This window comes from Methanococcoides methylutens, assembly GCF_000765475.1.
Lineage (GTDB): Archaea > Halobacteriota > Methanosarcinia > Methanosarcinales > Methanosarcinaceae > Methanococcoides > Methanococcoides methylutens.
Genome location: NZ_JRHO01000015.1, coordinates 13978 through 39046, shown reverse-complemented (window position 1 = coordinate 39046; position 25069 = coordinate 13978). Strand labels below are relative to the sequence as shown.

24 protein-coding genes are annotated in these 25069 nt (G+C 42.1%); 14 read left to right on the top strand and 10 right to left on the bottom strand.

All coding sequences use genetic code 11. The features are described 5' to 3' along the window. Window positions 1-264: 264 nt before the first annotated feature. The 9 genes from LI82_RS12280 (at window position 265) to LI82_RS12240 (ending at window position 8677) form a co-directional block, all read left to right on the top strand. Window positions 265-1305 carry a permease gene (locus LI82_RS12280; RefSeq protein ID WP_048196393.1) on the top strand — a complete coding sequence of 347 codons (1041 nt, stop codon included), beginning with the start codon at window positions 265-267 and terminating at the stop codon, window positions 1303-1305. Window positions 1306-1349: 44 nt separating this feature from the next. Beyond that, window positions 1350-2387, top strand: coding sequence for an ACR3 family arsenite efflux transporter (gene arsB / locus LI82_RS12275; protein WP_048196391.1), 1038 nt, complete (start codon window positions 1350-1352; stop codon window positions 2385-2387). 12 nt (window positions 2388-2399) lie between these two features. Beyond that, on the top strand, window positions 2400-3089 hold the full coding sequence (locus tag LI82_RS12270; protein WP_048196389.1) for a metallophosphoesterase family protein: 690 nt from the start codon (window positions 2400-2402) through the stop codon (window positions 3087-3089). Between the two features lie 81 nt (window positions 3090-3170). Further along, entirely contained in the window at window positions 3171-3404 is a 234-nt protein-coding gene (locus LI82_RS12265) for a thioredoxin family protein (protein ID WP_048196387.1), read from the top strand. Between the two features lie 15 nt (window positions 3405-3419). Then, the gene (locus LI82_RS12260) at window positions 3420-3800 is read left to right on the top strand and encodes a putative zinc-binding protein (RefSeq protein ID WP_048196385.1); all 381 of its coding nucleotides are present in this window, start codon (window positions 3420-3422) and stop codon (window positions 3798-3800) included. Between the two features lie 96 nt (window positions 3801-3896). After that, on the top strand, window positions 3897-5348 hold the full coding sequence (gene tgtA, locus LI82_RS12255) for a tRNA guanosine(15) transglycosylase TgtA (protein WP_048196383.1): 1452 nt from the start codon (window positions 3897-3899) through the stop codon (window positions 5346-5348). Window positions 5349-5413: 65 nt separating this feature from the next. Beyond that, window positions 5414-6355 (top strand): UbiA prenyltransferase family protein, encoded by a 942-nt coding sequence (locus LI82_RS12250; RefSeq protein ID WP_201770323.1) that lies wholly within the window; start codon window positions 5414-5416, stop codon window positions 6353-6355. A 14-nt stretch (window positions 6356-6369) separates the two neighbouring features. Next, window positions 6370-7527: an NAD(P)/FAD-dependent oxidoreductase gene (locus LI82_RS12245; RefSeq protein ID WP_048196380.1), complete on the top strand. Its 1158-nt coding sequence runs from the start codon at window positions 6370-6372 to the stop codon at window positions 7525-7527. A gap of 4 nt (window positions 7528-7531) precedes the next feature. After that, window positions 7532-8677 (top strand): radical SAM protein, encoded by a 1146-nt coding sequence (locus LI82_RS12240; protein ID WP_048196378.1) that lies wholly within the window; start codon window positions 7532-7534, stop codon window positions 8675-8677. Window positions 8678-8834: 157 nt separating this feature from the next. Here LI82_RS12240 and LI82_RS12235 read toward each other — a convergent pair whose 3' ends face one another. From LI82_RS12235 to serB, 3 genes are all read right to left on the bottom strand, one after another. Beyond that, the gene (locus LI82_RS12235) at window positions 8835-9317 is read right to left on the bottom strand and encodes a hypothetical protein (protein WP_048196377.1); all 483 of its coding nucleotides are present in this window, start codon (window positions 9315-9317) and stop codon (window positions 8835-8837) included. Between the two features lie 264 nt (window positions 9318-9581). After that, window positions 9582-10439, bottom strand: coding sequence for a coiled-coil protein (locus LI82_RS12230; protein ID WP_048196375.1), 858 nt, complete (start codon window positions 10437-10439; stop codon window positions 9582-9584). A gap of 72 nt (window positions 10440-10511) precedes the next feature. Then, on the bottom strand, window positions 10512-11186 hold the full coding sequence (gene serB, locus LI82_RS12225; protein ID WP_081955857.1) for a phosphoserine phosphatase SerB: 675 nt from the start codon (window positions 11184-11186) through the stop codon (window positions 10512-10514). Between the two features lie 359 nt (window positions 11187-11545). On the opposite strand from serB, the gene LI82_RS12220 reads away from it, so the two are divergent. Together LI82_RS12220 and LI82_RS12215 are read left to right on the top strand one after the other, a co-directional pair. Then, complete coding sequence (locus tag LI82_RS12220; RefSeq protein WP_048196374.1) at window positions 11546-12376, top strand: F420-dependent methylenetetrahydromethanopterin dehydrogenase; 831 nt, start codon at window positions 11546-11548, stop codon at window positions 12374-12376. Window positions 12377-12410: 34 nt separating this feature from the next. Further along, the gene (locus tag LI82_RS12215; protein WP_048196372.1) at window positions 12411-12599 is read left to right on the top strand and encodes a hypothetical protein; all 189 of its coding nucleotides are present in this window, start codon (window positions 12411-12413) and stop codon (window positions 12597-12599) included. Between the two features lie 87 nt (window positions 12600-12686). On the opposite strand, the gene LI82_RS12210 is transcribed toward LI82_RS12215, so the two are convergent. Continuing rightward, the gene (locus LI82_RS12210) at window positions 12687-13280 is read right to left on the bottom strand and encodes a pyruvate kinase alpha/beta domain-containing protein (RefSeq protein WP_048196371.1); all 594 of its coding nucleotides are present in this window, start codon (window positions 13278-13280) and stop codon (window positions 12687-12689) included. A gap of 167 nt (window positions 13281-13447) precedes the next feature. Here LI82_RS12210 and LI82_RS12205 point away from each other — a divergent pair, with 167 nt between their 5' ends. Both LI82_RS12205 and LI82_RS12200 read left to right on the top strand, forming a co-directional pair. Beyond that, window positions 13448-14197: a proteasome assembly chaperone family protein gene (locus LI82_RS12205; protein ID WP_048196369.1), complete on the top strand. Its 750-nt coding sequence runs from the start codon at window positions 13448-13450 to the stop codon at window positions 14195-14197. A gap of 5 nt (window positions 14198-14202) precedes the next feature. Further along, window positions 14203-14592, top strand: a complete 390-nt coding sequence (locus LI82_RS12200; RefSeq protein WP_048196367.1) for a DUF473 domain-containing protein — start codon at window positions 14203-14205, stop codon at window positions 14590-14592. Between the two features lie 55 nt (window positions 14593-14647). Here the strand turns inward: LI82_RS12200 and LI82_RS12195 are convergent, their stop codons facing one another. The 3 genes from LI82_RS12195 to LI82_RS12185 form a co-directional block, all read right to left on the bottom strand. Then, entirely contained in the window at window positions 14648-15265 is a 618-nt protein-coding gene (locus LI82_RS12195) for a DUF169 domain-containing protein (RefSeq protein ID WP_048196365.1), read from the bottom strand. A gap of 22 nt (window positions 15266-15287) precedes the next feature. Beyond that, on the bottom strand, window positions 15288-16907 hold the full coding sequence (gene sepS, locus LI82_RS12190; protein WP_048196363.1) for an O-phosphoserine--tRNA ligase: 1620 nt from the start codon (window positions 16905-16907) through the stop codon (window positions 15288-15290). Between the two features lie 193 nt (window positions 16908-17100). Continuing rightward, window positions 17101-17376, bottom strand: a complete 276-nt coding sequence (locus tag LI82_RS12185) for a UPF0147 family protein (protein WP_048196360.1) — start codon at window positions 17374-17376, stop codon at window positions 17101-17103. A gap of 116 nt (window positions 17377-17492) precedes the next feature. Here LI82_RS12185 and LI82_RS12180 point away from each other — a divergent pair, with 116 nt between their 5' ends. Further along, window positions 17493-17981 carry an Sjogren's syndrome/scleroderma autoantigen 1 family protein gene (locus LI82_RS12180; RefSeq protein WP_048196358.1) on the top strand — a complete coding sequence of 163 codons (489 nt, stop codon included), beginning with the start codon at window positions 17493-17495 and terminating at the stop codon, window positions 17979-17981. A gap of 205 nt (window positions 17982-18186) precedes the next feature. Here the strand turns inward: LI82_RS12180 and LI82_RS12175 are convergent, their stop codons facing one another. The 3 genes from LI82_RS12175 to LI82_RS12645 form a co-directional block, all read right to left on the bottom strand. Beyond that, window positions 18187-20445, bottom strand: a complete 2259-nt coding sequence (locus tag LI82_RS12175) for a DEAD/DEAH box helicase (protein WP_048196406.1) — start codon at window positions 20443-20445, stop codon at window positions 18187-18189. Window positions 20446-20525: 80 nt separating this feature from the next. Next, window positions 20526-22271, bottom strand: a complete 1746-nt coding sequence (gene glyS / locus LI82_RS12170; protein ID WP_048196356.1) for a glycine--tRNA ligase — start codon at window positions 22269-22271, stop codon at window positions 20526-20528. A gap of 934 nt (window positions 22272-23205) precedes the next feature. Then, the gene (locus LI82_RS12645; RefSeq protein WP_052402942.1) at window positions 23206-25068 is read right to left on the bottom strand and encodes a hybrid sensor histidine kinase/response regulator; all 1863 of its coding nucleotides are present in this window, start codon (window positions 25066-25068) and stop codon (window positions 23206-23208) included. Between the last annotated feature and the right edge of the window lies 1 nt (window position 25069).

The window sequence follows — 25069 nt, the reverse complement described above, 5'->3', positions numbered from 1 at the left end:
GAGGTACGAGAGTCCTCGGGAAATCTGCGTCGCTGCTGTGCTTACTCTATTTCCCTTCTTCTTTAACTGATCTTAACTCACTAGCTTTGGGTTTGCTGTTCTGATATGTTTTTATTCATGATCACAATTTACAGTTTTGTTCTTGATTAAGTATACTTCATCTTAATGTCAGCAGAATTGTGTTGAAGCTGGAACTCTCTCAATGCAATTCAACTAATATTGAAATAGGTATGTTTATATAGTATTTCAACATTATTTGAAATCATGTCATCTGATTATTTACTATATCTTATGAATGCTGGGTTCCAATCAGTTCAGAACTATCTTGCGCTGCATGTGCTCCTCTGTCTGATACCTGCATTCTTTCTTGCGGGTGCAATAGCATCACTGTTCTCTAAGGAATCAGTATTGAAGTTCTTCGGAGCAGATGCACCAAAATACGTGTCATACTCAGTAGCAGCCGCATCAGGCTGTCTTCTTGCCGTGTGCAGTTGCACCGTGCTCCCATTATTTGCAGGTATCTATAAAAGAGGTGCAGGGATCGGACCCGCAACGACATTTCTCTTCTCCGCACCTGCCATAAACATACTTGCAATAGTTTATACTGCCAAGATCCTTGGCTATGATCTTGGTGTGTCAAGGGCTGTTGTGGCTGTTTCTTTATCTATTATTATCGGACTTACAATGGCAGCAATGTTTGAAAGAGGTAATGTGGAGAGGAAGAAGATCGCCACTTTCGGAGAAGAAAAGCACAAGAACAGTGCAATGTTGTTCATCCTGCTTCTAGGAATTCTTGTTGTTCCGGAGATATTCAGTACATGGACAATGATGGCAGCAATACTTATTCCCCTCATAGCTGTTACTATCTATCTGTCTTTCAAATGGTTCACCCGTGAGGAACTCTCTTCATGGATGGGCGAGACATGGTTCCTCGTAAAGCAGATCACACCTCTTCTTCTGATCGGTGTGTTCTTTGCAGGGATAATTGTGGAAGTTCTTCCTTCAGAATATGTTGCCCGGTTCGTTGGCGGCGAATCTGTTTCATCAAACCTGGTCGCATCGGTCTCTGGAGCCCTGATGTACTTCTCGACACTAACTGAAGTCCCAATTATCAGTGCCCTTACACTTCTTGGCATGGGTAAAGGTCCGGCACTATCTATGCTTCTGGCAGGACCAGCACTCAGTCTTCCGAACATGATAGTAATCAGCAGGATAATGGGTGCAAAAAGAGGTGCTTCATACATAACACTTGTAGTTATAATTGCTACACTTGCAGGACTTGGATTTGGTTACGTTATTGGATGATCATATTACTATTATTCAAAATTTGATATTAATGGGGGGTTATAATGGCTGATGAAAAAAAACTGGGATTTTTCGAAAAATACTTGACTGTATGGATCTTTGCATGCATAGTCATTGGTATTACTCTTGGTAAGATCTTTCCACAGATCGCCGGAACACTTGATTCGATGCAGGTATATGAAGTTTCAATTCCAATTGCGATCTGTCTTTTCTTCATGATCTACCCGATCATGGTCCAGATCGATTTCAAACAGGTAGTAAAAGCAGGGAAGACGCCTAAGCCTGTATTAACTACATTTATCATCAACTGGGCTATAAAGCCCTTTACCATGCTCTTCTTTGCATGGCTGTTCATGGCAAATATATTTGCTCCTTATCTTACTGAGCTTCAGATATCCCAGTATATAGCAGGAATGATATTGCTCGGAGTTGCTCCATGTACTGCAATGGTGCTTGTGTGGGGTTATCTTGCAAAAGGCAATCAGGGTCATACATTGGTAATGGTTGCAATTAATTCCCTTGCCATGCTCTTCCTATATGCTCCCCTTGCAAGACTTCTGCTTGGTATAAGCGATATCGTGGTTCCCTGGGAAACAATTTTGTTTTCCGTGGGTATGTATGTAGGTGTGCCTCTATTTGCCGGATATTTTTCAAGAAATTATCTGCTTGCAAGCAAAGGAAAGGACTGGTTCGAGAATAGTTTCTCACCTGTAATGCATAACATTGCTATTACTGCACTATTGGTCACATTGGTCGTGTTGTTCTCACTTCAGGGAGGTGTGATACTTGATATGCCACTTGTGATAGCAATGATCGCAGTTCCCCTTCTGGTTCAGGTGTTCTTTATATTCTTCCTTGGATATGGAGTTGCTAAAGTGATCGGGATAACTTATGAAGATGCAGCACCAACTGCACTAATTGGTGCCTCTAATCATTTTGAAGTTGCAATTGCAGTCGCAGCAATGCTTTTTGGAATCAATTCGGGTGCAGCACTTGCAACCGTCGTGGGAGTTCTCATAGAAGTTCCTGTGATGCTCGGACTTGTAAGTATATGCCTGAGGACAAAAACGATGTTCAAATAATGGAGCTGAAATATGAAACTCTTGATAATATCGGATATCCATGGAAATAAGGATGCTCTTGACGCAGTACTTTCCGTACCGCATGATGAAGTTGTCTGCCTTGGTGATCTTGTGGACTATGGTCCTGATCCGGTTGGTTGCATTGAATCCCTGATGGATCCGGATATTCCAGTGATCAAAGGCAATCATGACAATGCAGTGGCTTCAAAGGTGGATTGTGGATGCGGCTACAAGTACAAGCATCTGTCAACAGCCACCAGGGAATATACGTGGGGACAGCTCGATGACATGCATATGGGATTTCTGATGAAATTGCCGATGCACATTGAAAGGACTCTCGATGGAAAGAATATGCTCTTTACTCATGGAAGCCCGAGGTCGATGTATGAATATATTAAGCCTGATACTCCTGAAGAAGAGGTGCTTGACATGATCGAAGGTGTGGAGGCAGACTTTATAGTCATTGGTCACTCCCATATACCTTTTGTCAGGCAGGTGGGTGATGTGACAATAATAAATCCCGGTTCGGTTGGCCAGCCAAGGAATGGGGATGTACATGCGAGTTGCGCTGTTTTCGACACTGAAAACCATTCTGTAGAGCTCATAAAATGCGAATATGATCTGGAAGCTGTATGCAAGAGTATACAAAAGAAGATGCCTCACCCAGAAGAACTCATAGAGATATTAAGAAGAGGTTATTGAACAGTCCTCTGGTATAAATATCAAATTTTAAACAAAAATTTAAAATAGTTTCATAAATCAAAAACATTGAGAGGTTCAAAGATGAAAATAGAAGTACTTGGTTCAGGTTGCGCTAAATGCAACAAAGTAAAAGAGATCGTGGAAAAAGTAGTAAATGAAGCAGGCATTGATGCTGAGATCATCAAGGTTGAAGATATCAATAAGATACTTGACTATGGAGTTATGGTTACTCCCGGACTAGTTGTTGATGGTGATGTCAAGTTCGCAGGCAAGATCCCTTCCGAAGATAAGGTAAGGGAATGGTTAACCCAGTGATGGGGGAATTATCTCATGGCAGAAGAAATCAAATGTGCCTGTGACTCTACTAATGTAGCATTGTTCTCATGTTCAGGTGCTTCTAATGTAGGGCAACTTTCCAATCAGCTTGCAATTGAACTTACTGAAAAGGGAGTTGGTAAGATGATGTGTGCTGTTGGTATCGGAGGTCAGGTGACCGGTCTTCTCAGGTCGGCAGAAGGCTGTGATCGCATTATAGCGATCGATGGATGTCCTCTCAACTGTACAAAGAAGGCTCTTGAGCTTTCAGGTCTTGAAGTGGACCGTCATATTCTGGTGACGGATCTTGGTATAACTAAGAATAAGGATCTGAGGGTAAAAGGACCTGAATTGTCCGATACACTTGAAAAAGTGTCGGAAATTCTGGCAAATTAATTATACTGATCTGGATTTTTAACTGATATGAATTTGTATTTCATGAGTCGTCCATGAAATACAAATATATAATATCAGCCAATATCTAATGCTCAAATGTCATCGATATTCGAGATAACCCATAAAGATGCTGCAGGACGTATCGGGAAACTGAAAACACCGCATGGTGTTGTGGAAACCCCTACTGTCATGCCTGTGATCAATCCGAACCTTCAGGTCATCAAACCTTCCGAGATGAAAGATTTCGGTGCCCAGATGCTAATTACCAATTCATATATCATATCACGCAAGGACAATCTGCGCGAAAAAGCGCTAAAAGACGGGCTTCATTCTCTTCTTGATTATGATGGACCTATAATGACCGATTCCGGTTCATTCCAGCTTTCTGTCTACGGTGATATCGATGTAACTAACGAGCAGATCATCGAGTTCCAGAAAACGATCGGTTCTGACATAGGTGTCCCTCTGGATATTCCTACACCACCGGATGTTCCACGTAGTAGGGCGGAATCTGAACTTAAGACAACTCTTGAGCGTTTAATAGAAGCACGCGGAATGGTCAATGACGAGATGCTTTTAGCAGGACCTGTGCAGGGTTCAACCTATCCTGACCTTCGCCAGAAGTGTGCAGAGGATCTTCGTGATCACAAGTTCGATGTGTATCCTCTGGGTGCAGTAGTTCCATTGATGGAGAATTACAGATATGCTGATCTTGTAGATGTTATCGTATCGGCAAAGAAAGGACTTGACCCAACAGTTCCTGTACACCTGTTTGGTGCCGGGCACCCTATGATGTTCGCACTTGCTGTGGCACTCGGTTGTGATCTTTTTGATTCCGCTGCTTATGCATTGTATGCTAAAGACAGGCGCTATATCACTTCTAACGGTACATACCATATTGATAACCTGAGCTATCTCCCATGCTCTTGTCCTGTATGTATATCCCATACAGCAGAAGAGGTCAGGAAAGCTGATAATTGCAGTGAGCTTCTCGCAAGACATAATCTTTATGTTACATTTGAGGAAATGCGTCTTGTCAAGCAATCCATTAAGGAAGGTAATCTCCTGGAACTTGTGGAACAAAGATGTCGCACCCATCCTAGAATGCTGGAAGCACTAAAAAAGATGTATTCCTACACTGACTGGATCGAGAAATATGACCCGGCATCAAAGTCCACATTTTTCTATTGTGGTCCGGAATCTGCACAGAGGCCTGAAGTGCTGCGCTTTTCCAATAAGCTTGAGCGTTTTACTATAAAGGGTTCTGCTGTGATCAGGTCGGCTTCAAAGAAAGACATCAAAGGCTATGACAATGATCTGATCTTCAAGGCTCCATTTGGTGCATTCCCTGCTGAGCTTGCTGAAGTATATCCTTTCAATGCGGAAGTTATCAGCACCCCTGATGTAGAATCACTTGGAAAGGCCCTTGAGAACACGATTGCTCTTATCGAGCTAAATCCGGGTGCAAAGTTTACATTCATTAAAGAGGAAGGACTTGAACATCCTCTGTTCGAAAAGCTGGGACAGGTCGCAGACATTAAAGAGTGATTTTAGAATTATCTATCACTTTTTATAACCATAAAATTTGAAGATATCATTCAATGGTGATTTATTTGGTATCAACAACAGGATCAAAAACACGCAACCCTTATTTAGAACTACTAAGGCCGGAAATAGCGGATATGGATTTTGCCCTTCCGGCAGCAAGTGCTCTACTTGCGTCCTATCTGGCAACTTCCGCCCTTCCTCCGCTCATTCCTTTCATAATTGCTGTTATCGGTGGATATGCAGCTATCACAAGTTCCTATGTGTACAACGATTGCTGTGATGTGGATATTGATCAAATAAATCTTCCTGACAGGCCACTTGCTTCAGAGAAGGTTTCTCAAAAACAGGGTCTTACATATGCATTTATTCTATTCGTGATCGCCTCCGTTGCAGCATTCTACTTAAACCCGGAATCATTTATGGTTCTGGTTGTTGCAGTTCTTACTATCAGTATCTATTCCAAGCTGGCAAAAAGGCTAACATTCCTGAGTTTTGTACCAGTTGGTATTGCATACGGTCTTGTTCCTGTGGGTATCTGGCTTGCGTTCGACCCTGCCGGGATACTTCGGGGTAGTGATGGTGTTATCCTGCCATTGCCTGGTATATTCTTTTTCATAATGATGTGTGTGGCTGACTGGGGTTTTACCCTCTCCGGGGTCTCCAGGGATGTAGAAGGCGATCGTGCAAAGGGTGCACCAACATTCCCTGTGACATTTGGAGTTCCTGCGACATCAAAGTTCGTCTTCGTATGCTGGTCTGTGGGCATTCTTTCATCGTTTGCCATTGGTATAACGGCACATCTTGGTCCGATCTTCTTTGTCGGGGCGATCCTTTCCGGTATCTGGATGATAATGCAGGCATTTGATTTTGTAAAACATCCTCTCCCTGAGCGTGGTGGAAGGCTATTCCTGCAGGGTTCAAGATACAGGGGTTTCATGTTTGGTTCCCTTATAGCCGATGTAGTGCTCTCTATAGTTTTAACATCTTATGCAGGTATCCTGTGGTGATCAGAGGTTCTTAAATGGATGCAGATATAATTGTAATAGGTGCCTCGCCGGCGGGTCTGATGGCAGCAAGAAATGCTTCCCGAAAAGGAGCAAAGGTACTCGTTGTAGATAAAAAAGAGATAATAGGTTATCCTACACATCCTGCTAATACTTTTTTCAAGGGTATGTTCGACAGGTCGCAAGAACCCGTTGATCAGAGTTATGTGATAAAGAACATGAGGGGGGCTTACCTTATCGCTCCTTCCGGTGGCAGGGTAGCTATTGAAAGTCCTGCATATTTCCTTGACCGATTAAAGTTCGATGAATATTATGCAAAGCAGACCATGGATGCCGGAGCAGAGGTTCATATGGGTGTTGAGGTCAGCAGTGTCTTCAGAAGCAAGGGTGTTATGAACCTTAGTACTTCGGATGGTGTGCTAACCTGTTCTCTGGTTATCGTATCCGATGGTATCAATTCAAAGATCGCCGGTTTACTCGGACTTAAACCAATGAAACATCCAAATGACATTGCATGGGCAATGGAAGCATTTGTAGAAGCAGAAGGAATTGGTGAACCTGACATGTTTGAATATTATGTTGGGAATCATTGCCCTGGCTGGAAATCCACTTATTCTCCATGCGGAGGGAATCTTGCTACCCTTGGGGTCTATGTGAGGGGGCATGGGAAAGATGTATCTCCATTCTTTGAAAGATGGGTCGACAAATTCAAGCAGATAAAAGGTCTCGATGACCTTGAAGTTCTTGAAAGGTCTGTGGGTGGAGACCCTATAATCACTATACCTAAACAGATGTTAGCCGATGGTGTGATGCTGGTTGGTGGTGCTGCAGGACAGTCTGGTATAGGGTATAGCATGCATGCCGGGCAGATGTGTGGTGACGTAGCTGCAGACGCTATTGCAAAAGGCAACATTTCGGCAAAGTTCCTTTCTGAGTATCGTAAGAGGTGGAATTCCGAATACAGGGCAGAGTATGTGCTTGGTCGTATAGGTCTGGAAACACTGCGCAAAATGACGGATCCTGAGATCGACGATCTTATGAGGACTTTCGAAGGCGTGGATTTCTCTTTCCTTTCAGGTACTTCTTTCCACAGGTCAATGCAGCTTGGTCTGTTTATGCTAAAAAAGAATCCAAAGTCACTTCTGGCTTACAGGGCCTTATTGAGGAACAAGTGATCTCATGGTGACTGACAAGAGATATTATTTTTATAAAAATCCCTTCTATAAGGTCTATGCCACGGTCGAAGATGGGGTCGTCAGGATGCACACATCGGGAGTTGCATCACGTGCTATCAAACCATTGACTTCTGAGATGCTGGATCTTTTTGAAGGACAAAGGCCTGCATTGGTAAAAGAAGATGAGCTTATTTTCTCTACGTGGATGCCACCAATACCCAGCAAAGCTTTTGATCGCCTTGTATCGAGCCAGATGGGTTACATACGTGGTAAGATGGTTCCTGAGCAGGTAACAATTTCCATAACTGAGGATTGTCCTAATAATTGTATACACTGTGCACTTCCTGATACTAAGAACAGGGCGTCGTTGACTGCTGAGGACGTTAAAAGTACAATTGATCAGGTTCTCGATATGGGCTCTACCTTCATTGTCTTTGATGGTGGCGAACCGCTTGTCTATGAAGGTCTTGAAGAGCTTATCAGTTATGTTGATGGTGACCTTGCTACTGCCGGAATGTTCACTTCGGGTGTGGGGTTGACAAAAGAGCGTGCAATTTCTCTTAAGGACGCAGGGCTTGATATGTTGAGCATAAGTCTTGACAGTTCGACCGAAAAAGGGCATGACACCATGCGAGGGCGAGTAGGTGTGTTCAAGGATGCCATCGGTGCTGTTAAAAATTCGCTTGATGCTGGTCTGCTCGTAAATATCTATGTGGTCATATCTCCAGGGAACATAGATGAACTGGATGATTTCTACAAAATAGCAACAGATCTCGGTGTCCATGAGATATCTTTCTTCGAGATAGTCCCTACGGGACGCTGGATGAACCGCCTTGATGAGATGATGACTGCAGATGATCACAAGAAGTTCGATGATTTCGTGAAACGTACTGAATCCATGGATGGTCCTAAGGTATTCGCAATCCCTCATGTGCTAAAGAAGATGGGATGTTTTGCAGGTAGGAAGTGGCTTCACATAACTCCGGAAGGTGATATATTCCCCTGCTCATGCCTTCCTCTATCTTTTGGAAATATTCATGAGGACAAGCTTTCTGATGTCTGGCGCAAGATCCGTAAGGACTCAACCTATAATGGTGGGACCTGCCTCATGAGGAATTCTGATTTCAGGAAATTACATAAGTTTGACTGAATCGATCTAATGCATATAATTTTATAAATTTATAATTTTAAGTTAGAAATAGTGGTGACATGTCATTTCTTTTTTGACTTATTGCTTTGAATTGTTCGATCTGTAATAAATCTAATTATAAAATAATTACTAAACAAAAATCCAAAAAAAGTTAGGCTTAGTTCATACCTAAAGCCTTTTCAAAATATCTTCTGGATTCTTCTTGATTGTCCTCATCATAACTCAGATATGACAAAAGAATATAGGCATCTTTTGTATCAACTATCAAATTCCCAAAGCTCTCTTCTTTTCCAGTAAATGTCTTACTTTGTTCTTCCAACAATTCAATATTGCCAAGGAAAGATGCATACAATCCCACGGCCTCTTGCTCATCCATTTGTCCAACATCAACAATATAAGCAAACAATGATTTCTTCTGCTCTGCAAGAGCCTTCGCAATTTCCACACCCTTGTCACAAGGGGCAATTGCTATTTTATCAGAATACTCTTTGTTCTGAATCCAGAATGGAAAAATATCCGTTGTGACACCTTTCTTCTCCCTCACATTTTTGCATTTCTCACATCCCTCTGGACATTCAAAATAGTCCAAAAGTTTCATTACATCTTCTTTATATTCTCTAAATTCGATCTCAACCGACATCTTTTCACCTTTTTAAAATCCATATATTCATTTTAATTATCAACAACCACATTCATGTTCATTCAGCCATCTCAAAAATAATTTCCGCTTCTGATATGGGACAGTAGATCAATTTTTCGATTTATTATCTGAAAGAGATAGTGATCACTATCAATTTATCAATTACTAAAAAACAGTACTCAAAAAGGATGGATCTGGTAGATCCAATGAATATTAGAATAAATTGAGGGTGAATTAACACCCTCGATGTTGTCAAATTTCCGATTAAAGCAGACCGGACTTCTGCAAGGTCATAAGGTTCTCTGTGGTGAGCTTCTGACCTGACTTGAACTTGTCAAAGATGTCTTCTGCATCTTTCCTAACATCTTCCATAGATGCGACCTTCTTGCCAGTGTCTTCGCCTTTCCTGATCTTGCGAACTTCTTTATCGATGTCCCTGATCTCTTTCTGTGCTGCAATGAATAACTTGTGTTGTTCATCAGCCTTCTCCTGAAACTCGACGAACTGTTTGTGAGCAGCATCAGATTCTGCACGCATCTTGTCGGCTTCCTTGAAGGTGGAGATCATCTTGTCATGATATTCCTGTGCTTTCTGTGCGTATTCTGAAAGGACATTGTGGAATTCTGATGCTTCGTCGCGAATCTCCTGTGCTTCTGTTAACAGGGTCTTAAGCTCTGTGTTGCTCTCGAGCTGCTCCTGCTTAACGACATAGAGTTTCTGAAGCTCTGTGATCTTGTTGACCAGTTCTTTTTCCTTGCCTGGGGTCAGCACTTCTGTCTGCTGTGTGAATTCAAGACGGTCGATATCTTTTCTGATATCTTTGATGGATGGACCGGTAAGATTGTTTGCGGTACGTAATGCATCGACCTTTGCAAATACTTCGTTTGCTTTGGCATTGATCTCGTCACGCTTTGCTTTGTTCTCTTTAACCTGCTCATTGTTCTCATCACGGAGCTTCTTGTATTCCTGTGCTTCGTTGATGAGTTCTTTTGTGCGCTTGTTGAGATCATTACGCTTTGCAGCAAGGGTGCTTGCTTCAGCGTTCAATCCATTTCTCTTTTCTTTAGCTTCTTCAGATGCAGTTTTAAGATCCTGCCTTTTGGTGTTCAATTCTTTCAACATGTTCTATATATCCTCCCGCTCCAGCAAAAAAGCTGGCATTTCATGCATTTCTAATGCACGATACGTAGGGCTTTAATCCAGATCGAGTGAATCGATGATCGGAATTATTGCCCTGAGGTCTTTTTGGGTAACAACCTCATCTGCATATTGGCGCAGAATCGGTTTTGGATTAAATGCAATTGCACATCCTGCTCGTTTAAAGAGGCAAATATCGTTGGCACCATCACCAACAACGATGCAATCAGTGGTCTCAAAACCCATCTCCTTTGCGATCTTTTCAAAGACCACTTCTTTGGAGCAATTATCTGTCATTGGACCGCTGACCTCGCCTGTAAGATGTCCGTCTTTTACAGCAAGTATATTAGAGTATACGTAATCAATTCCAAGGAGTTTACCAACTCTGTCAGTTGATAGAGTGAAGCCGCCTGACAGCATTGCTGTTTTGAATCCCAGGGACTTTACATGTTTAACAAGTTCTTCTGCACCGGGCATGAGTTGCATAGCTCTCATTGCTTCCTGTGCAGTTTCCAGCTTCAATCCTTTTAGAAGTTTGACTCTATCCTTTAAAGCCTGATGATAGTCAATATCGCCATTCATTGCTTTTTCGGTAACAACAGAAACCTTGTCCACAACGCCTGCAGCACGTGCAAGTTCATCGATACTTTCTGCATCAATGAGCGTACTATCCATATCAAAAACGATCAGTTTAGAATATCTTTTCTGAGAAATATTATTGCTGGAATTCACTTGACCATACCTGAAACTTTAAGATCCTGATTACGGATCTGTAATAATGGGATGTACTGAGATTGAACTACAATTCCCCACATTACTTTTAAGCTTTTCGGGTAGGATATGCCTTCTGAGACAGATCGTTAATCCAAATACTAACATAATATACACTATATGAGATGGTATAAGGGATAAAAGAGTTGCTGTATATTTTTTCTTTTCTATTTATTTTAAAAACCAGCGAATTATTATTTGATGTGCTTTCGAAAGCTTCGTTTCATTTTTGTGAGGTCGGTGCATTTTCAGCTTCTGTTATTGTAGAAATAATCAAAAATATTATATCCTAATCCGTACTTGCAGTAATGTGATCTACTATGGCAAAAATAGGATTTATTAAATTAGGAAATCTTGGTATGAGTCAGGTCATTGACCTTGTTCAGGACGAGATCGCAGCAAGAGAAGGTATCAGTGTACGTGTTTTCGGAACTGGTCCTAAGATGGGCAAAGCAGAAGCTGCAGAGACAGAAGCATTCAAGGAATGGGGTGCTGATTTCTATGTAATGATCAGCCCTAACTCCAGTGCACCAGGCCCAACCGCTGCACGTGAGCTTTACAAAGATGTTCCATGCATCGTTATCTCCGATGGTCCAACCAAGAAAGATGACAGACAGGCACTCGAAGATGCAGGCTTCGGTTACATCGTTATGACCGTAGACCCACTTATCGGCGCAAAGACAGAGTTCCTTGATGCTGTAGAGATGGCATCCTTTAACTCCGATGCAATGAAGGTCCTCTCAACCTGTGGTGTTGTCAGGATGATCCAGGAAGAACTTGATGCAGTCGCTGCACAGGTCGACGAAGGCAAGTCCGGCAAGGACCTTGAGCTTCCACACATTCTCGCAAAGCCAGAGAAGTGCATTGAGCGCGCAGGTTTCAACAACCCATACGCAAAGGCAAAGGCACTTGCAGCACTCCACATGGCTGACAAGGTCGCACAGATCAACTTCCCTGCATGCTTCATGATGAAGGAGATCGAACAGGTCACACTCACAACTGCTACCGGTCATGAAATGATGCGCGCAGCAGCACAGCTTGCAATCGATGCACGTGAGATCGAGAAAGCAAACGACTCTGTCTTCAGGAAGCCACACTCTAAGAAAGGAGTCCAGATGACAAAGACCGCATTGTACGAAAAGCCACAGTAAGTGTCTTTTCGACACTTATTCTTTTTTTAATTTCATGGACACTTTAACTGTAATTGGCATTGCGATTCTTGCTTTCGTTCTCATTGTAGCTGTTACAGCAATGAATCTCAAAGCAGCTTCAAGTTTTAAAAAAGAGGCATCAGAGTCTTCCAGTTCTGCTTCAGGAAGCGACAATGCTCTCGACAATGATGAAGACGAAGAAATGAGTGGCGATATGGTCTGAACAGAATATTCAATAAAAAAAGCTGGCATCTTTAATGATGCCTGGTGTAAAAATAAGTCTTTTAATTTGATTTGAACTTATTTTGTTTTATTTTGGTTCTTCTTTTGCACGTGGCATTGCAAGGATCTCGCGAACCTGTATGTCAAAGAAGTTCTGTGAATGTGCAGGTCTTACCACAAGAGCCACATCGGCGCCCTGGCGTGTTCCTCCGATAGCTATTACTTCGGTATCCTTTGAGACAGGAATGTGGCCTGAATCTGCTGCCATCATCACGACTTCCAGGGCGACCTTGAAACCTTTTCCGAAGACTGCACGAAGTGTGTCAGAGATGACATCTGCACGGCTTGCACCTCCCAGCCTCTTTGAGATAGCACGTTCCACTCCTGAGAACATGTGTGATTGTGTGGTGACCAGAACGCCCATTTCCTGCAGTTTCTTCAGGTTATCTTCGTCCATTTCCCAGTTTCCATCCTCGCGGAGTCCGTACTGATGGGTTATAGCAATTATCTTTATGTCTTTGCCCTTAACCTCTTCTGCCATCTTCAGGGCCGTATAACCTTCTGTACTCGAAAGGACAATATTTTTTATCCCCAGTTCTTCTGCTCTTTTGGCAGCTACCTTCACAACATTGTCAGTGTTCTGTTTGCCGACATTATCGAAATATTGTATAGACCTTTCCATGATCATTTCTCCATTATTTGAATGCATTTTGTTATCATCGGTTTTATGTATATCGTTCTGCGGTCTGATAACGATGTTCTTATCTATGAGAATCTCCAATTATATAATAAGTGTAAAGTATACGAACTGAATAGTGATGGGGTTACATTTTATAGAGGGTGATTTTTTTGTCAGAAACAGATGATTATGATGCGATCGATGTAGAGATCATAACAAAGCCCGTAAGATCAAAAGAGCCAATATTGATCGAAGGTTTTCCGGGAATAGGTCTTGTGGGTAATATTGCCAGCCAGCAAATTATTGAAGAACTGGACATGGAATATATCGGTTCCATTGAATCCAGGTATTTCCCTCCTATAGCTGTTCTGTACGAGGGTCTTGTCAACATGCCGGTCAGAATATATGAGAGTGAGGAACATAACCTTGTGATGGTGGTATCTGATATCCCTATCAATCCTTCTGTTTCCTATGATGTTAGCAAGGCTCTTGTCGGATGGGCCAAATCTGTCGGTGTAAAAGAGGTTATCTCTATCGCAGGTATTGCTACTATGGGAGAGGATAACAAGGTCTTTGGTGCAGCGACCAATGAGGAAATGCTGGAAAAGATCAAAGAAAAGGTAGAGATCTTCCAGATGGGTACGATCTCAGGTATTTCCGGTAGTGTAATGGCAGAATGTTTCATGCATGGTCTGCCGGCCATAAGCCTTCTTGGGGCAACCAAGACTCAGAACCCGGACCCAAGAGCAGCGGCAGTGGTCGTAGATGTCCTGAATTCCCTGTATGGATTTTCGATAGATACGGAGGATCTTATTGAACAGGCTGAAAAGATCGAAGTTGAAATGCAGAAGCTTGCTGAGGATGTTCGTACAACTGAACAGTCAACAACGCCAAGAAAAGAGTTCCCAATGTACGGGTGATCAAAATGGAATACGTCGCACTTACGGGTATATCGGATTTAGTCATCTCTGAACTGAAGAACCATCAGTTGCGCACGATCGAGATACGTACGCCTCAGAATTTTTTCACAGCCTTAAATGTGAATACAGGTGATAATGTATTTCTTACTCATACTTCCATACAGGACCTGATGCATGGGACCACCGGCATAATTGCAAAAGTGGTAAAGCACCAGTTGTCAACCCACAGGACAATTGCCAGCAATGACATGTTCTTTGAGGAGCATGAGACCATGATGATCCGCCTTCAGCTCCAGACCAAAAGCATTGCTCGCATAAGCAAGGTGCTTTCCAATGATGTCGGAAAAGAGACTCGTGTATTGGCTGAGGATATGTGCTTCTACGAAGCACGTTAAATGTGGATAAATTACAAAAGAAAGCTGGTTTGAAGCACAAGCACATAAGTTTAGGTCAATTTCTGGTTTCAGGGATATTCTTCAATCCCTTCTCTATTTTTTCTGCTTTGTCAAAGCGTAGGCCGATAGGTATCTCGTTATCGCTATAATCACTGTGCTTGCGTGAACCCTTGCAACCGTAGGATAATCCTATCCCTTTTTCATACGCAAGTGCCGTACAATCTCCGCATATGGAAGCTGCACCGAAGGTGTCGATGCATAAACGCTCTCCATCGTTATATGCCATAGCCTGAACTATTCTCATAGCTTTCTCTGGCATCAGGTAGAGTATCATTACATCAAAATGACTATCGTTCTTTGACAATGGTTCGATCTTCATGTGGTCATATTCCCTGCTGACTCTTGGAAGATTTGAGGCTGCATTGGCAGCGGTCTCTTTGTCAATATAACGACCGGACTTAAGGTAATAGCCATCCGGCTTGTCTTCAGAAACTCCCAGGACATATTTTCCGGGGGGGCATCGCTGGGAGGAGGCAAGAAATGCCTCTCCTTCGCGTGCTTTTGTAATAAGTTCACAGTACAGGAAGTCGTATTCCTCGCCTATATCTCCTTTTTCAAAGGTTATGCAGACTGGCTCACCTTTGTCCATGAGCTTTGCGATCTCTGTGAACATATTTCTTCCCTCAAATTGTTTTTTATTCGATCTCTGCTCTGATTGTTGTAAAGACGGGACCGCGGATATCAATTTTCTTGTTCTTGCCTGTTATATATCTCTGGGCAAGTGGGTCGAGCTTTATGTTGATCTCGGATGGTACCTTAACGATCCTTACACGGGTTTCCACTGTATTCTCTCCGCTTTCAACTGCTTCTTCGATCTCCCTGGCTGCTTGTGCTGCAAAAGCATCAAGGAACCTTACGCCTGTCCTTGCTGAGTGGTTCTCGTAAGCCTTCTTCCACTTCTTGTTGTTTGGAAGTCCCAGAACATCATTCTCATAGACAAGCACTTCGTTGAATGTTGCTGGTCCACAGAGCTTTGTATCCTCTTCAGGTTCCACTACGGATACTTTAACCTTCTTTCCGTTAATCGATCCTTCCCAGGCAGCAAATTCGCATGGGCTTGGTTCTGATGAATGTAGCTCACATTGCTCAACGATGCTGTCCATGATCTCCTGACCTTCGGTGGTTTCGGGCAACTTGTCCACAAATATCATCGTTGCCAGTTCTCCGTCTTTCAATGTCCATTCGGAGTACTGTGGGATCTGTGGATATGTCATTGCACGCAGGTCGGTGGAGTCGTGAAGGATCATGGCGAGCCTTTCAACGCCAAGTCCGAGATTCATGACCGGGTATGGTATATCGTATTCTGAAAGGGCGATTGGTGAGTAAATTCCAAAGGTTGCGATCTCTATCCAGCCATCGGAGTATTTTGTATTTGAGCCCACAAGTTTTGGATGATATGCAAATACTTCGATCTGTGTGTCCGGGACATAATATTTGCTCCTCTTCTCATCAGGTCTGAAAAGGAACTTTTCGAAACCGAACTGGGAAAGAAGTCCCTGTGCAACTGCTTTTCCATGGTCTATTGTGACATCTTCGTCCATGATCACACATGAAGCAGTGTAGTAGGTCATGAGACGTGATGCATCTTCCTGCTGTTCTCTCCTGAAAGCACGGTCGATCGAGAAGAAGTGGAATGGTGGTCTTGCACGTTCCAGTATCCCTGCAAGGGAAAGGAACCATCCGGATGTCATGTGGCTTCTAAGTGTTTTCCTGGTGGCCTGAGGGGTAAGTTCCTTGAATTCCGGGAATACCTGGTCGATCATTTCGACAACAAGGGCGTCAGAAACATCGAGTTTGTGTGCGATTTCGGGGACAAGGTCATCTCCTTCAACTTCTCCCTTCTTGTATGAATGGAGAACTTTTCGGATGATCTCGATCCCGTCATCATCAATACCTCCAAGCATCTCTTTTATTGTTGCGATCCTCTGGTCGGAGATGCCAACGTTTGGTCTTGGTAATCCTGCCAGGTAGAAACAGCGGTCAAGGACTGCCAGTGCTTCGTGACCAAACTGCTTGTGAACTTCACGTTCATCCACAATGAGCGGATTCATCATCTCGTCAAAGCCCATACGCATGTAGGCTTCTCTGAGCTTTGATATTGTATCGTAGACCGGATGTGCTTTTCCAAAATTGAATGATGTGTGTGGGTACTGCTGGTTCAGCCCTGATCTGTGAACAAGGTCCTTCCCATTTTTCCATGTAGCATCAAAGTCTTCTTTGGTTGCTTTTCTTATGGCTTCAGGATCGAATTTCATGATAAAATCTCTTTTAATTTATAGTAATTATCGCATGTATTAATCGTAATTTCATGCATAAAAAGTTATCAATGGCTATTATACTTACGTTCGGGAAAAGCATGTAAGCTACAAGATGCATAAAATAAAAGGATAAGTTTGGTCTGAATCATCAGACCGGATCTCTTCCCACTTGTCGTGGGTCGTTTTGATATTAATCGTCTACAGGAATTGTTTCAAGCTGGCTTGCAACATTCCAGATAAGGGTTCTTGTGTGCAACGGGATATTTGGATCGTTGCTGATGTCTTCCAGTATTGAAATACTGGATGATGTTCTAAGGAATAGTGGCTCTGCTTCGTTATTCAATGTTGCAAGGATGTCATTTGCTGAACGTCTGATGTTCCTTGGAACTGAATTATCGTTTGCGATGTGTTCTAACACTTGCGTACATTGCTTTATGACGTCTTCAGGTTGGCTGGCTCCTAACATTTGGATCACCTTAAAATGGTTTAATGATATAAAATAAGAATCAATGCTGTAGTATCCCTAACAATTATATCCTATAAAAAGACTTTCATTCATGGAGTAAGTGAAAAGGTGAATAAATGAGCGATAGTGATGATAAAATAAAACAGATCTCAAGATTATTGGAACTTGGTGGCACAATGCTTGCACAGCACTGCACAACATGTGGAGCCCCTATGTTCAGGTATCACGGCGATGTACTTTGTCCTATTTGTCAGGGTGAAGGCGTTGGCACAAATATGGCTTCACAGGAACAAATGATGAGGCCAGAAGTCCCCACAGTTCCACAGAATATTCCGGTTCAGGAAGCCACAACATTTTCAGAACCTGCAGGGCAACTTCCGGCAGATCAAGTGCCAATCTCTTTTACTTCTCCTGATGTAAGGCAGGGGTCTGTGCCTGCATCCCCGGTCAAACACGTGGAAGTTACGGGTTCTGTTGCCGATATGCTGAAAATGAAGTTAGAATCCATTGCAAGTCTGGTTCATTCCGAGAATGATCCTCGCAGGATCAGGGAATATCTTGAGATAATGGAAAAATGCCTTGATATCCTTGAAAGGCTTAATTGAACAACCTAGTCTTAGATCGGTCAAACAGTTCATTGATAGTTTGCTGATGGCCGATAGGATCAAAATTGAATAATAAATTAAATAGCTAATTTAATGGCATGGTCGGTTTAGGTATTGGTTCAATATGTTGGAACTTATCCGGTCAAAAAATAGAAATGAACATGCTTTAATAAATTTCAGGGCGATTCTGCCCTTGTTCACCTTTTTATCCTTTATATTTACCTGTGAGAATTTCCCTCATCTTTGATGCGGTCTTTGGTCCGATGTTCTTGACCTTTGTCAGTTCATCCTGCTCGGCTTTCATGACATTTTCAACCGAATCAAAATGTTCGAGCAGATTTCTCGCAGCATTGGGCCCAATATCACTAATGGAGGACACAATGTATTCCTGCTGCTGTGAAAGCAACATTGAAGACTTCTTCCCGTGCACACTGATCTCTCTCTTTTCATCAACTTGCTCTCTTTTTGCCAGGATACTGATAAGGGATGCTGTGTCTTCAGGATCTCGTGTGTACAATACCGATACGCCGAAATCCAGTACAAGGGCTGCAAGGGTTCCATGTATCACATTCGGATTAAGCATTCTGGAAGTGAACAAACCATCTCCCTCAATTATCATTATGGGCTTATCATAGGCTCCTGAAAGGTCGGATATTTGCCTGAAAAGATCCCTGTCAAGCAGGCTACTCACAAAGTCCTCTGCACTCTTACGCTCGATGGCTGTCCTGTCGCTGACGATATAATCTCCTACCTCAAGGGTCTTGACAACGATATTAATTCCCATCTTCTCAAGATTTCGTGCTACCGTGCTTCGAATCTCCCTCTGGTCAAGGACAACTGTAACTTCATCATCTGTAAAGTCTGAGAGTCCCGTTTGCTGTTTCTGGGTAACCCCAAACTCACTTGTAATGTCCTGATTCCCATTGTCGGAGGACATTGTCTCCTGCCATTGCTGCATATTGCTCTGCATCCGGCGCTCTTTGTGGTTACAGCTCCAGTAGTATGCTTCATCTCTTGTGCCTTTGGTAACAAGGACAACGACCCTGCCTTCATGTTTCCTGCCGGTACGACCTTTTCTCTGTATGCTTCTGATCTCCGAGGGAACCGGTTCGTAGAACAGTACAAGGTCGGTGGCAGGTATGTCGAGTCCCTCTTCAGCTACTGAGGTCGCTACGAGGACATTGTAGTCTCCTGCCTTGAATTTCTCGATGATCTCTACCTGCTGTTTTTGGGTGAGCCCCTTGTCGCGGAACTTTGAACTCTGACCCACGAACTTGACAGGTCGTATTCCTTTTATCTCGGAAAGGGCATTTGTTACCATCTCGGAGGTGTCACGATAATTTGTAAAGACAATAACCCGGGATTCCGGTTTGCCATTGAGTTCCCTGGAAACCAGATCACGAACAACATTGAGTTTGGGATGCTCTGTGCTGCATTCCTTTATCCTGTGGTAGAACTGTCTCATGTAGAGGTCTTCAGAAAGGCGTTTTGCAGCCTTGCTTCCGCTCTTTGAGACAGCTTCGTTCTCCAGCCTGTCAGCATATTTTGAAAGGGATTCGATACCCTGTGTCTCAATGATCTCCACAGCATGGTTCACTTTCATTATCTCTGCAAGTATGGACAATGCACTGAACACTGCCGGATCGGCCATGCCTCTTAGTTCTCCCTGCAACTTTTTCTGCAGACCCAGTAGATCCCTCTTTGAAGCACTCTTTCCGTATGGGAGGGAATATCCAAGTTCTCCAAGCTTCTTGAACCTGTCATCAAGGACCTTGTCCAGGAGCTTTTTCAGCTCTTTCATCTCATCCGGCAGTATGACGTGCTTCCATTCTATCTCTTTTTTGTGAATGTATGGGGCAACATCCGAATCGGATTCTGTCTTGATGGCAACTGAACTTATGAACAGGTTGTTGCAGACCTCACTGATCTTCTCATCGGAACTTCCCGGGCTTGCAGTGATAGCAAGACAATGCGGGTTCTTAGCATCCTGGAAATATCTCTCTGCAATATAGGTGTAAGCATAATTCCCGACAGCCCTGTGTGCTTCGTCAAAAGTGATGTGCGAAATATCCTCGAGGCTTATCCTTTTTGTGAGGATGTCATTCTCGATGACCTGTGGTGTTGATATGATGATCCGTCCCTTTTCCCAGAGCTTTGCCCTGTTCTCAGGGGAAACTGCACCTGTGAATGTCAGTATCTCTTCTTCGGGTATGTTAAGGGCAGCTTTTAAAAAAGAAGCATGTTGCTCAACCAGTGGTTTTGTGGGAGAAAGGATAAGGACCTTCCCTCCGGCCTTTTCCAGCCTGGAAATAATAACAAGAAGAGCAACGATGGTCTTGCCAAGACCGGTTGGCAAAACTACCAGTGTTGGTGCTGATAGTGCCTTTCCGGCAAGGTCAAGCTGATAGAGCCTTTGTTCTATAGTGTCTGGTTTGACCAGGGAGTGTTTGATAAAGTTGCTCATATTTATTACAGGTTTGAATGTTGCTTGATGCAATTACGTTCTTAACCTTATTAAATATGAGGCAAGCGGTGTGAAAGTGTTTACAGCTTCACACCTGCAGTATCAAAGTCCTTCTTTCCATAGACCAGGTCATATATTGCATCTTCAATGCCATCTATTGGTGCCCTTACCTGTTCCATTGTATCACGGTCTCGGATGGTCACGGATTTATCTTCGATCGTATCATAATCGACGGTTATGGAATATGGTGTTCCGATCTCATCGTTCCTGCGGTAACGTCTGCCGATGGCTCTTGAATCATCATAGGCTACAAGCAGTCCCCTGTTTCGAAGCTTTTCTGCGATCTGCTTTGCAGGACCCATCAGTTCTTCTCTTGTAAGCAGTGGCAGGACAGCTACCTGTACAGGTGCGACCTCGTTCTGGAACCTGAGGACTATCCTTTCCTCTTCATCCTCATCGCCTTCTCCAGCGACAATTTCTTCTTCAAAGGCATGTTCCATTGTACAGTAGAGGATCCTGTCAATACCATAGGATGGTTCAATGACATGCGGTACGATCTTTTCACCGCTGACCTTGACAGTTTCCTGTGCATAGGATATGATATCAGAAGGAACTGTGAACTCCTCACCATCAACAGTTACCTTGATCTCTTCCTTGTCAAGTTCGTCGGAGCTTAATTCTTTAAGTGCATCGGCAACAGCCTTTGCTTTCCCTTTGAACAGAGGTCCCATTTTTGCCATGTTTGGCTTGACCACGAACTGTTCGATCATCTTCGGCTCATCGTACTCGATATTGACCACAAGTTCTTTTCCACTGGTCTTTGCATGTGCCATCAGGTCATAGTCTGTCCTGTCCGCAATTCCAACGACCTCGATCCAGCCGAACCTGTCGGTAAGTATCTCAGCATCCCAGCAATCGATAGCATAGTGTGCCATCTCGTCTTTCTGGTGCTGCCTGAACCTGAGTTTATCTGCAGCAATACCCACACGTTGCAGGAAACTGTTTGTAAGTGCAATGTGGTAGGCCAGGAATTCATGTGCAATGATGTTCTGATCGATAGCTTCCCTGATGGTCATCTGTTCGATAACACCCTTTTGCTGTGCTTCATCTGAATAAAGGTTTAATGTAACACCTTCGAAGTTTCCAATGTTCGGATGGGTCTTTTCTTCAGGATGGGTGAATATTTCAGCTTCCGCCTGTGTGAACTCACGAAGTCTGATAACTCCCTGCCTTGGTGATATCTCGTTACGGTATGATTTTCCGATCTGGGTTGCACCAAAGGGAAGCTTTTCACGATAGTATCGAGACAGTCTCTGGAAATTTATGAACATTCCCTGTGCAGTTTCAGGACGCATGTAGCCCTGTCTTCCTGTACCCGGGCCGATACTCGTCTTGAACATCAGGTTAAACTCATAAGCTTTGCCAAGTTCGCCACCACATTCAGGACATCCAATGTTGTTCTCCTTGATTAGCCTGTCAAGTTCCTCGTTGCTCAAAGCATCTGCAATTTCTACTATCTTATCAACAAGGTGATCTGCTCGGAACGCTTCGCCACATTCTTTACATTCGCAGAGGGGGTCAGAAAAACCTCCAACATGGCCGGATGCGACAAAAACATCTTCGATACCAACTGTGGGTGTCTCGATCTCCATGAACCCTTCATGGATAACGTAGAGTTCACGCCAGATCTGCTCGATCCTTCTCTTTAAAGTGCTTCCGAGAGGTCCGTAATCATAAAATCCTGCAGTACCTCCGTACAGCTCAAAGGAGTTCCACAAAAAACCTCGTCTTTTTGCCAGTTCAATTACCTGTTCATACCTGTCCATGATAGATCCTCATAATTCCGCGATCATATTGTTGGGGATTATAATATGCTATATTATCGATATTTCCTGCCTTTATGTAATGGGAATATCTGAAACCCGAGTTCATTTTTATATTTTTCAATATGTTGGCTGGTTTATATTTCTGATTAACGCACTTTCCACATATAAATTTGTGTCTGTAAGGAACCATTTCATCATAAATATATTGACTTTAGCTTTTGATATCTGAAATTTATTTATAAACGAATTTGTTTATTTGTTTGTCCTGTCAAAGATCATATTCATGTGTGTAGTAAAATAATTTGGTAATTTCTTTTCATTTGCTTATGTTGGTGCTGAGTTTCAAAAAAGTATGTTCAATACACAGACCTCATAATAATGATAATAATCAGCAACATCTTTATATAGTTACTGATGCATATTATTATTTAGGCAAGACCGAAAAAATCATATCGTACCACCACCACCACAAACTGATTTTTTATTGGTCATTCCATCACGGTCTTGCTATTATTCTTCATTTTTAGTTATTCCTAAAGCTTCCAGCTTTGAACTTTTATTTTTCAAACTGCTTATTTTTATATTTTTTTTATTTATCGATCAATGGGATGTCGCATCGATTATTCTAGGTATTTGCATTTATTTTTTACATACAAAACAAAAAACAATTTCGAAACTTATATATAGTTATTAATATATTGTATTAGTTAAGCAAGATCGTAAATCATATTGTACCACCACTACTAACTGATTTTGTTGGTTATTCCATCACCGATCTTGCTATGATTCTTATTTCTAAAGATTGATATTTTTGATGCTTATTCTAAAGAAACACATTCTTTTCGGAAAAAGCAAAAACTATCAAAGTTGGGATGTATTGCATATTTTTTATTCTATTGAGGTAATTAATATATTTTAAAAAAGGAAACGAATTTTATAAATCGGTTGGAATGCTAAATCCTATTGTAGTTCCTTCACTTAGTTCACTTTTTAATAAGACTTCACCATTATGCATTTCAACGATTTTTTTCACAAGGGCAAGGCCGAGGCCATTACCTTCATGTAATCTACTGCTCGAAGAATCAACTTGTGTAAATGGCTCAAAGATTGTTTCATGATAATCTTTTGAAATGCCAATTCCTGTATCTTTGACTTTGATGATCAAGCATTTAGTGCTCTTTTCCACCCTAATCATTATTGAACCACCATCAGGGGTGAACTTTATAGCATTAGATAAGAGATTAAAAATAACCTGTTTTAATTTTATCTTATCAGCATTAATGCAAAGATAATCAGCTTCGATACTTGTGTTCAGGCAGATATTCTTTTTTTCTGCAAGAGGAGAAACAATTGATATTACATCATTCAATATATCTAAAACTATAAATTTTTCATTCTGAAGCTCCGCTTTATCAGCCTCTATTTTTGAAAGGTCCAGAATATCATTGATAAGGCTTAGTAAATGGTTACCACTTTTAGATATATTAGTTATGTATCTTATTTGCTTATCATTGAGCAAATATTCGTCATAATGGAGAAGGAAATCTGAAAAACCAATGATCGAATTAAGGGGTGTTCTCAATTCATGGCTTACATTTGCAAGAAACTCACTCTTTGCTTTATTGGCAGACTCAGCAGTAATTTTTGCATTCATTAATGCAATTTCGGCTTCTTTACGTTCAGTCACGTCATGCATAACACCATTAATTGAAACAGTGTTTCTTTCTTTGTCTATTATCCATGCAATGTGATTTTCTACCCACCTTATTGTTCCGTCCTTTCTTCTTATACGGTATTCTAAAACACCATTTTCAAGATTTGTCTGCATTTCTTCATATTCTAAAAGGACCTTCTCTCTATCTTTAGAGTGAATGGTAAATTTCCATAAATTCAGATTACTGTACCATTCTTCAATAGTATATCCGAAAATTTTCTCAACAGCCGGATTAGTAAATGTTGTTGCAAAGGTTTTAGGGTCAATACAGTATACCATTTCTTCAATATTTTCAGCCAACTCACGATATTTTTTTTCTGATTCCATCAAAGCATCAGTTGCTTTTTTTCTCTCTGTGATATCTCTTATGATTACCATATCTGCCGGTTTACCTTTGTATTGGATGGTAGATGCATTGATCTCAACAGGTATCTTTTTTCCATCGTTTGACAGGATATCTATCTCATAATCCGGCTTAATGGCTTCTTCCAGTCTCTTTACATATCTCCTTTTTAGTAGATCGGTATGCTCGGGCGAGATCAAATTCATAAAAGGTATTTCGTTTGTTTCATCAAAGGAATATTTAATTATATCCAGCATTTTCGGATTTGCATATTTAATCATGAAATTCTGGATAATAATAATTCCATCATTTCCATTTTCGACAAGAGCGGAATACTTTTCTTCCCTTTCTTTCAATTTATTCTCCATTTCATGCCTGTAAAGGGCTATCTCTATAATTGTGTATAATTCCTTCTCTTCAAAAGGCTTGAGTATGTAACCAAAAGGTCCTGTTATCTTTGCTCGCTGCAAGGTATTGTCATCGGCATAAGCGGTAAGGTAGACAACTGGAATGTCATATCGTGTCTGTATATGTTCAGCTACTTGGACACCGTCCATATCCCCATCCAGCATAATATCCATCAGCACCAGATCCGGACAAATCTCTTCTATTTTTTCAATAGCTTCTTCCCCGGATGCAAAAGTGAAAGGGACTGAATATCCGAAATATTCCAACGTGTTCTTTATGTCCAGGGCTGTAATGAGTTCATCCTCTATAACTAATATTTTTTGTCTTGTCATT

Bases quoted from the DNA above. Each gene is read 5' to 3' on its own strand.
- arsB (WP_048196391.1), top strand. From the start codon at position 1,350: ATGGCTGATGAAAAAAAACTGGGATTTTTCGAAAAATACTTGACTGTA.
- LI82_RS12195 (WP_048196365.1), bottom strand. From the start codon at position 15,265: ATGTTCACAGAGATCGCAAAGCTCATGGACAAAGGTGAGCCAGTCTGC.
- LI82_RS12175 (WP_048196406.1), bottom strand. From the start codon at position 20,445: ATGAGCAACTTTATCAAACACTCCCTGGTCAAACCAGACACTATAGAA.
- LI82_RS12215 (WP_048196372.1), top strand. From the start codon at position 12,411: ATGGACACTTTAACTGTAATTGGCATTGCGATTCTTGCTTTCGTTCTC.
- LI82_RS12265 (WP_048196387.1), top strand. From the start codon at position 3,171: ATGAAAATAGAAGTACTTGGTTCAGGTTGCGCTAAATGCAACAAAGTA.
- sepS (WP_048196363.1), bottom strand. From the start codon at position 16,907: ATGAAATTCGATCCTGAAGCCATAAGAAAAGCAACCAAAGAAGACTTT.
- glyS (WP_048196356.1), bottom strand. From the start codon at position 22,271: ATGGACAGGTATGAACAGGTAATTGAACTGGCAAAAAGACGAGGTTTT.
- LI82_RS12210 (WP_048196371.1), bottom strand. From the start codon at position 13,280: ATGGAAAGGTCTATACAATATTTCGATAATGTCGGCAAACAGAACACT.
- LI82_RS12245 (WP_048196380.1), top strand. From the start codon at position 6,370: ATGGATGCAGATATAATTGTAATAGGTGCCTCGCCGGCGGGTCTGATG.
- LI82_RS12235 (WP_048196377.1), bottom strand. From the start codon at position 9,317: ATGTCGGTTGAGATCGAATTTAGAGAATATAAAGAAGATGTAATGAAA.
- tgtA (WP_048196383.1), top strand. From the start codon at position 3,897: ATGTCATCGATATTCGAGATAACCCATAAAGATGCTGCAGGACGTATC.
- LI82_RS12240 (WP_048196378.1), top strand. From the start codon at position 7,532: ATGGTGACTGACAAGAGATATTATTTTTATAAAAATCCCTTCTATAAG.
- LI82_RS12200 (WP_048196367.1), top strand. From the start codon at position 14,203: ATGGAATACGTCGCACTTACGGGTATATCGGATTTAGTCATCTCTGAA.
- LI82_RS12220 (WP_048196374.1), top strand. From the start codon at position 11,546: ATGGCAAAAATAGGATTTATTAAATTAGGAAATCTTGGTATGAGTCAG.
- LI82_RS12645 (WP_052402942.1), bottom strand. From the start codon at position 25,068: ATGACAAGACAAAAAATATTAGTTATAGAGGATGAACTCATTACAGCC.
- LI82_RS12280 (WP_048196393.1), top strand. From the start codon at position 265: ATGTCATCTGATTATTTACTATATCTTATGAATGCTGGGTTCCAATCA.
- LI82_RS12230 (WP_048196375.1), bottom strand. From the start codon at position 10,439: ATGTTGAAAGAATTGAACACCAAAAGGCAGGATCTTAAAACTGCATCT.
- LI82_RS12270 (WP_048196389.1), top strand. From the start codon at position 2,400: ATGAAACTCTTGATAATATCGGATATCCATGGAAATAAGGATGCTCTT.
- LI82_RS12180 (WP_048196358.1), top strand. From the start codon at position 17,493: ATGAGCGATAGTGATGATAAAATAAAACAGATCTCAAGATTATTGGAA.
- LI82_RS12260 (WP_048196385.1), top strand. From the start codon at position 3,420: ATGGCAGAAGAAATCAAATGTGCCTGTGACTCTACTAATGTAGCATTG.
- LI82_RS12185 (WP_048196360.1), bottom strand. From the start codon at position 17,376: ATGTTAGGAGCCAGCCAACCTGAAGACGTCATAAAGCAATGTACGCAA.